Consider the following 1,537-nt stretch of genomic DNA (forward strand, 5'->3'; position numbering starts at 1 on the left):
AGCTTAAATTATATACAACCAGTTGCTCCTGAGTTAACCTCCTTAAGCTATTACTTTAAATTGAAAATGCCAAGAGCCTATTCAGCAAGAGCTTGGCTAACATGGAAGTTTTATGATTAGAATACTTTTACTCGCAATATCGTTATGCTCTTTTTCAGCATTAGCGATAAATACTATCCTTATTGAAAATGTCACCATTGTCTCATCACACCTTCAGGCACCAAAACTGCGTATGAATGTATTGTTAGATGATGGTCGGATTGCTCAAATAACGCAGAATAAGATCACAAACTATGATCTAAAAATAGATGGCTCAGGTAAGTTTTTAACTCCAGGTATTATGGATAGCCATGCACATGTTTCATCAATTCCTGGGATGGGTTTTGGTGTTGAATCAATGGCGACAAAGCATCCAAAAATTGTTGAAGAATATTATCAACAGCAACCCAAGAGCTTCCTATATTATGGTGTGACCCAAATTGTTGATCCTAATCCTGGTGTAAATTTTAAGCATTTCATTTCAGCGGATATTCATCCTGATTATCTGCGCTGCGAAGTTATTGCCACAAAACAAACATTTCCCTATGTAGAAAAAACAGATGATTTATCACGATCAATGTTCACCTATTTAGTAGATGAAAACGCTAAAGAGAGTGCAAGGAATTCAGTAGAGAGTATCGTCACTAACATTGCTAATTCTGGTGCTGCATGTATCAAAATTTACTTTGAAGATGGTTATGGTAATGCGAGTCAATGGCCAACACTTTCACCTAAAACGCTTCAACGAATTAAGCTATCTGCCCTAAAAGCTGATTTACCAATATTAGCTCATGCTAACGCCGTGAACATGCAACAGTTAGCGCTTGCTGCAAACGTTGATATTATCGCTCATGGCATGTGGAATTGGGGGGAATATAGACGAGATAAACAGCTCTCCAAAGAAATAAAGGAAACGCTGAACAGAGTTATTGCTGATGAAGTAGGCTACATGCCAACCCAAAGAGTCATTGCTGGTTTAGGTGAGGCAATGCTGCCTGACATTGCAAGTTCTCCTGAATTCTTGTCGGTTACACCTAAGTCACTTATCGATTGGTATAACACATCGGAAGCACAGTGGTTTAAAGAGGAGCTTCGCATTGGGTTTGATGGGATGGCTGATGAATCAATCGCAGCTGCATTTTTATATGGGAGAATTGGCAAGGGTAATAAAGTTATCAACTACCTCAATAACGCTAAACATCCTATTTTGCTCGCTTCTGATTTTCCAGGCAGTCCCAGTTTTGCTAACCAGCCAGGATTAACAACTTTCCAAGAAATGAAAGCTATGGTTAATGCGGGGTTATCACTTACGGAAGTTTTAGATGCTGCAACTATTAATAATGCCAAGAAATTCAAGATTGAAAACAATTATGGCACTGTAGAAGTAGGGAAAATGGCTAATCTATTGCTTCTAAAAAACAATCCCTTAGGTTCTATTGAGTCGTGGAACAGTATTGATACCGTTTTTCTGCACGGTAAACCGATATCCAGAGCAGAG

At 38.6% G+C, this 1,537-nt stretch carries 1 protein-coding gene; it reads left to right on the forward strand.

Annotated elements, in window-relative coordinates; translation table 11 throughout:
* Positions 1 to 112: 112 nt before the first annotated feature.
* A partial coding sequence (locus tag K0625_RS24255) for an amidohydrolase family protein (protein WP_232847270.1) occupies positions 113 to 1,537 on the forward strand: 1,425 nt, incomplete at its 3' end.

Origin of the sequence: Shewanella nanhaiensis, assembly GCF_019457885.1 — a bacterium.
Classification (GTDB): domain Bacteria; phylum Pseudomonadota; class Gammaproteobacteria; order Enterobacterales; family Shewanellaceae; genus Shewanella; species Shewanella nanhaiensis.